Origin of the sequence: Streptomyces sp. NPDC060205, from assembly GCF_042728395.1 — a bacterium.
GTDB lineage: Bacteria > Actinomycetota > Actinomycetes > Streptomycetales > Streptomycetaceae > Streptomyces.
Window position 1 is genome coordinate 1 of sequence record NZ_JBHWZP010000488.1, and the last position, 5,265, is coordinate 5,265.

The 5,265-nt window shown below is 72.8% G+C and carries 5 protein-coding genes; 4 read left to right on the forward strand and 1 reads right to left on the reverse strand.

From position 1 onward, the window contains the following. Positions 1–82 precede the first annotated feature (82 nt). The gene (locus ACFWGJ_RS41565) at positions 83–1,330 is read right to left on the reverse strand and encodes a hypothetical protein (RefSeq protein ID WP_387334153.1); all 1,248 of its coding nucleotides are present in this window, start codon (positions 1,328–1,330) and stop codon (positions 83–85) included. A gap of 604 nt (positions 1,331–1,934) precedes the next feature. Between ACFWGJ_RS41565 and epsC the strand changes: the two genes are divergently transcribed. The 4 genes from epsC (at position 1,935) to ACFWGJ_RS41585 (ending at position 5,172) form a co-directional block, all read left to right on the forward strand. Next, positions 1,935–2,516 (forward strand): serine O-acetyltransferase EpsC, encoded by a 582-nt coding sequence (gene epsC / locus ACFWGJ_RS41570; RefSeq protein ID WP_387334156.1) that lies wholly within the window; start codon positions 1,935–1,937, stop codon positions 2,514–2,516. Positions 2,517–2,704: 188 nt separating this feature from the next. Further along, entirely contained in the window at positions 2,705–3,682 is a 978-nt protein-coding gene (locus ACFWGJ_RS41575; protein WP_387334154.1) for a PLP-dependent cysteine synthase family protein, read from the forward strand. Further along, a complete protein-coding gene (locus tag ACFWGJ_RS41580; RefSeq protein ID WP_210890866.1) occupies positions 3,679–4,146 on the forward strand; it encodes a cupin domain-containing protein in 468 nt (155 codons plus the stop codon). Before ACFWGJ_RS41575 ends, ACFWGJ_RS41580 begins: the two co-directional genes overlap by 4 nt. A 102-nt stretch (positions 4,147–4,248) precedes the next feature. After that, on the forward strand, positions 4,249–5,172 hold the full coding sequence (locus tag ACFWGJ_RS41585; protein WP_387334155.1) for a DMT family transporter: 924 nt from the start codon (positions 4,249–4,251) through the stop codon (positions 5,170–5,172). The last annotated feature ends 93 nt before the right edge of the window (positions 5,173–5,265 follow it).

Genomic DNA, 5,265 nt, shown 5'->3' on the forward strand with positions numbered 1-5,265 from the left:
GCTCAAGGCCGTGCGGGCGGCGTACGACAGAGGCGTACGGCAGGGGTGTGCGAGGGGGTGTACGACAGCGGCGTACCGGACCTCAGAGGTGGTCGGGGCGCCGGCTCACCTCCGCGCGCAGCAGCCGGCCCGCCTCGGTGACCGTCTCCGCGGCCTCCTGCGTGGACTTGGCGCTCAGCAGCACATAGCCGTCCGCGCCGCCGCGGTGGCCGGGGATGTCGTCCCCGGAGGCGTACGGGAAGTGGACCCGGTGCACGCCGGGCAGCTCGGAGATCGATTCGAGGCCCGACACCGACAGCAGCCGCCCCACGGGCAGCCGGTAGGACGCGACGGCGGCGTACCGGTCGGCCGTCGGCACGTTCACGGGTTTCCCGGCCAGCGCCTGGACGAGTTCCGCTTCGGCGCAGAAGCCCGTCGCGAGCTCGATCAGCGAGGCGAGCGGCTCGTCCGGGTAGTCGGCCCGGGACCGCACCACGCGTGGGCCGTCGGCCGTCAGGACGACCACGGTGTAGGCGTAACCGAACTCGTACCCGGCGAGATCGAGCAGCTCGGTCGCGATGGCGCGGGCCTCCGCCTCGTCCCGTTCCCCCAGGGGCGCCGGGAAGAGATGACTGCTCGGATGCCAGGCACCGTGCAGTGCCACGACGCCGACGACCCGGTGCATGCCGTCGACGGTGAGCGTCACGACGCCGTACTCCGGACCCTCCAGATACTGCTCCACGAGATAGGAACGCTCACCCGCCGATCCGCTGGGACAGGACGCGGTCCGCGTGGCGGGCGGCAGCGTGCGTACGGTGACGGGCGCGCCGATCTCCTCGACCGCGGCGGGCAGTTCCTGGGCGGTACGGGCCTGTGCGGCGGGGACGTACGAGTGCCTGCTGCCGTTGAGCAGGGCCCTCATCTCCGCGGGCTCGCCCAGCAGGCGGGCCGCGTCGACGGGGTTGGGGGTCACGCCCAGCCGGGCCGCGGTCTTCGCGACCGCGGGAAGGGCGGCCGTGCCGGCGAAGGCCAGCAGCCGTTGCGTCCCGTGGACACGGACCGAGGTGTCGATCGCCTCGCTCAGCGCGGTCTCGTCCGTGAGGTCGACGAGCTCCACCGGTATCCCGGGGGGAACGCCTTCGTCCGGGGACTTTCGAGGTTCCTGCGACGTCTGGGACGCCAGGGACTCCTGGGTATCCGGGGTGAGGGAGGCGTCCGCGAGCACCCGTACGGCGAAACCCGCCGCGACGGCCTCGCGGACGAGGCGGGACGAAGGACAGAGCAGCAGCAGGCGCTGCGGAGCACTGTCCGGGGGGTGAGGCTCTCGGTAGCGGTCGGCCGTCGCGCTCATGGCTGGCTCCTCGTCTCCTCGACGGCGGGCGGGATCCGGCGGCTGTCGCACTCGCCCTTGTCCCGGGTGCCCCGGACAACTGACGGCCGGGCAACTGATGGCCGGTCGGCTGATGGTTCGTACATGTGTGGATGCTTCCTTGATGCGTGAGGGCGCCGGACCGACTGTTCCGGTCGTGCCCGCGCGGTTCCGCGCGGAGTGGCGCTCGACGGGAGTGTCCCGCCGCCCGTTCCCGGATCCCTCCCCGTACGTTCCCGGCCGGGCCGCCGAGCCGCTCCCGCGCACCGGTGGGCGGGGGGAACGGGGCGGGAAGAGAGCGGGAACGGGCTGGGGCACGGTCTTCCCGGGACCTCGACCACAGCCGCGGCCGTCGGGCTCCCCCCCTCCTCACCGGGAGCGGCCCGTGCCCCCGCACACCGTCCCGGACCCGTCCACGGCCGCCCCTTCCTCACCGACTGGAGCCTTCATGAGCGCCACCGACAAGGAGCCCACTGACAAGGAGCCCGCCTCTGTCCTGCCCTTCCGGCGGACCGACGCGGCCGGCACCCGGTCCGCCGGGCCGACGGCCACCCCTCCGTCCCTCCCCGGTACCGGTCCGCTGCGGCTGGCGCGGGTGATGCGGGAGGACCTGCGCGTCGTCGTCGAGCGCGACCCCTCCGTCCGCGGCCGTCTCGAAGCCGCACTGCACCCCGCGCTGACCGCCCTGTGGACGCACCGGGTAGCCCACCGGCTGCACACGCGCGGACACCGGATGACGGCACGTCTGCTGGCCCGCTGGGCGCGCCGGCTGACCGCGGTCGAGATCCACCCCGGCGCGGTCCTGGGCCGCCGGGTGTTCATCGACCACGGAGCGGCGGTGGTCATCGGCGAGACGTGCACGATCGGCGACGACGTGACGATCTACCACCAGGTGACGCTCGGCGCGGTCGGCTGGTGGAGCGACAACAACAGGCCGCAGGGTGACCGCCGGCATCCGGTCGTGGGCCGCAACGTCATCCTCGGCACCAACGCCACCGTGCTCGGCCCGGTGACCGTCGGCGACGACGCGATCATCGGCGCGCAGGCCCTGGTCAACAAGGACGTGCCGCAGGGCGTGCGGATGCTGGCCGCCACCGCCTCCGGGCGCACGCCGGGCCGCCCGGCCGAGGACACCATCGCGAGCATCGCCTCGGCCGGTTCCTGGTAGCCGCTCCCGCGAGGCCCGAACTCCCCCCCCCCGACCTCCCGCCCCTGGATTTCCCGCCTCCGAGTCCCCCGGCTTCCGCTCGTCCGCCTTGCGCGCCACCGGTCCGCCTCCCTCCGGTCTCCCCCGCCCGCAGACCGGTGTTCCCGCCCCTTCCGCCCGCAGGCCCAGATCTGACAAGGAATCACACCATGCGCACCCTCGCACCGCACACCTCCCGACCGTCCTTGGTCCGGCCCGCCGTCGCCGACGGCATCGACGACCTGGTGGGCGCCACCCCGCTGGTCCGGCTCAGGCTCGAAGGCCTGGCGGCCGGCGCCGAGATACTGGCCAAGCTGGAGGCCGCCAACCCGATGTCCAGCAGCAAGGACCGGGCGGCCCTGTACATGCTCAGGGCCGCCGAGGCGCGCGGCGATCTGGCGCCCGGCGGCACGATCGTCGAGGCCACCTCGGGGAACACCGGGATCTCGCTCGCCGCCCTGGCCGCGGCCCGCGGGTACCGCTGCGTCATCGTGCTGCCCGACAACGCGACGACCGAGCGGGTGCGGCTGCTGGCCGCGCTGGGCGCCGAGGTCGTCCAGACCCCCGCCGACCGCGGCTACCCGGGAGCGATCGAGAAGGCCGAGGAGATCCACGCGTTCACCCCGGGCTCCTGGTTCCCCTGCCAGCACGAGAACGCCGACAACGTCGAGGCCCACTACGCCACCACCGGCCCCGAGATCACCGCCGCGCTCACGGCGACCGGCCGCCGCGTCGACACCCTCGTCTGCGCGGTGGGCACCGGCGGGACCCTCACCGGGATCGCCCGTCATCTGCGGGAGCACGACTCCGGGGTACGGATCGTCGCGGTCGAGCCGCAGGGGTCCCCGCTGCTGTCGGGCGGACAGGCCGGACGGCACCGCATCCCCGGGCTCAACGGCGGTTTCATCGCCCCGACGACCGACGTCTCCCTGATCGACGAGGTGATCGCCGTCAGCGACGCCGACGCGCTGCACACCGCGCGCCGGCTCGCCGCCGGGCAGGGGCTGTTCGTCGGGGTCTCCTCCGGTGCGGCCGTGCACGCCGCGCAGTCGGTGGCCGCCCGCCCCGAGTACCGGGACAAGACCGTCGTCACCGTCCTGCCGGACACCGGCGAGCGCTACCTGAGCATGTGGGAGGACCCGTCATGACGCTGCTGGTCTCGACCCTCAAGAGGTTCGGCGACGCCGTCAAGGTCCGTATCGGGGAGACCACCACCACCCGGTACATCGCGCTCGCCGAGACCACCGACGGCCGCCTCGGCCTCTTCCACCACCACATGCTGCCGGGCGCCGCCGGAGCGGCCCCGCACTATCACACCCGGATCTCCGAGTCGTTCTATGTCATCTCCGGAGAGGTCACCGTCCACGACGGCACGGGCTGGCACAAGGCCCACGCCGGCGACTTCCTGCACGTGCCGGAGCACGCGGTGCACGGCTTCCGCAACGACAGCGACGCACCGGCGGAGATGCTGATCATCTTCACGCCGGCGGAGAACCGCGAGGCCTACTTCACCGGTCTGGCCGAGCTGCTGGCCGACGGGAACACCCCGTCGCGGGCCGAGATGGTCGCGCTCATGGAGAAGTACGACCAGTTCGAGATCGACGAGCCCTGACCGTCACGCGCACCGCCTGCACGCGCACCGCCGTCACGCGCACTGCCGGCACCCGTACTTACGCGTTCCCCCGTCCGTTCGACAACCCTCAGGAGTCATCACATGCATCCCGTCAACTGGGCCCGCTTCGGCCTGCTCGCCGCCCTGTGGGGGTGCAGCTTCGCCTTCATCAAGGTGTCGCTGGACGCCTTCGCCCCCCTTCAACTCGCCTTCGGACGGCTGCTCGTGGGCGCCCTCGTGGTCGGGCTGATCCTCGCCGTGACCAAGGGCTCCTTCCCCGACCGCGCGGTCTGGGGCCACATCGCCGTCGCGTCGGTGTTCGGCAACGTCGTGCCGTTCACCCTCTTCGCCGTCGGCGAGCAGCACACCACCGCGACCATCGCCGGTGTCATCCAGGGCGCCACACCGCTGGTCACCCTGGGTCTCGCCGCCGCGGCCATCCGCACGGAGAAGCCCACGGCCCGCAAGGTGACCGGTCTCGTGATCGGCTTCGTCGGGCTGATCGTCGTGGTCGGACCGTGGCGGACCGACGGATTCGGGTCCATCGGCGGCCAACTCGCCTGTGTCGGGGCGGCGGTCAGTTACGCGATCAGCTTCGTGTACCTCCGCCGGTTCATCTCCCCGTACAAGATCCCGGCGCTCGCCGTGACCGCCGCGCAGCTCACCTCCGCGATGATCATCACCGGGCTCATCACCACCTTCAGCATCGGCTGGGACCTGCCGGGCGAGCTGACGGCCGGCCCGCTGCTGTCCCTCCTGGTCCTCGGCGGCGCGTCCACCGGTATCGCCTTCGTCCTGATGAACCGGCTCATCGCGGACGCGGGACCGACCACGGCCTCCGGCGTCAACTACCTGGTCCCGGTGTTCTCCGTGGTCGTCGGCGCTGCGGCCCTCGGCGAGTCCGTCACCTGGAACGTGCCGGTGGGCGGCGCGGTGGTCATCGCGGCGCTGGCTCTGGCGGAGGGGCGGCTGCCGCTGCCCGCACGGCGCACGGCCGAGCCGCCGGTCGCCCAAGAGGCCTGCTGAGAGGGTCTGTTCGGGCCCGCCCGGACCGCTTGCGGCCTCACCAGGCAACTCCGCACAGCAGTACGCCGCACGGCGCGCCCCCTGCTCAGGGGG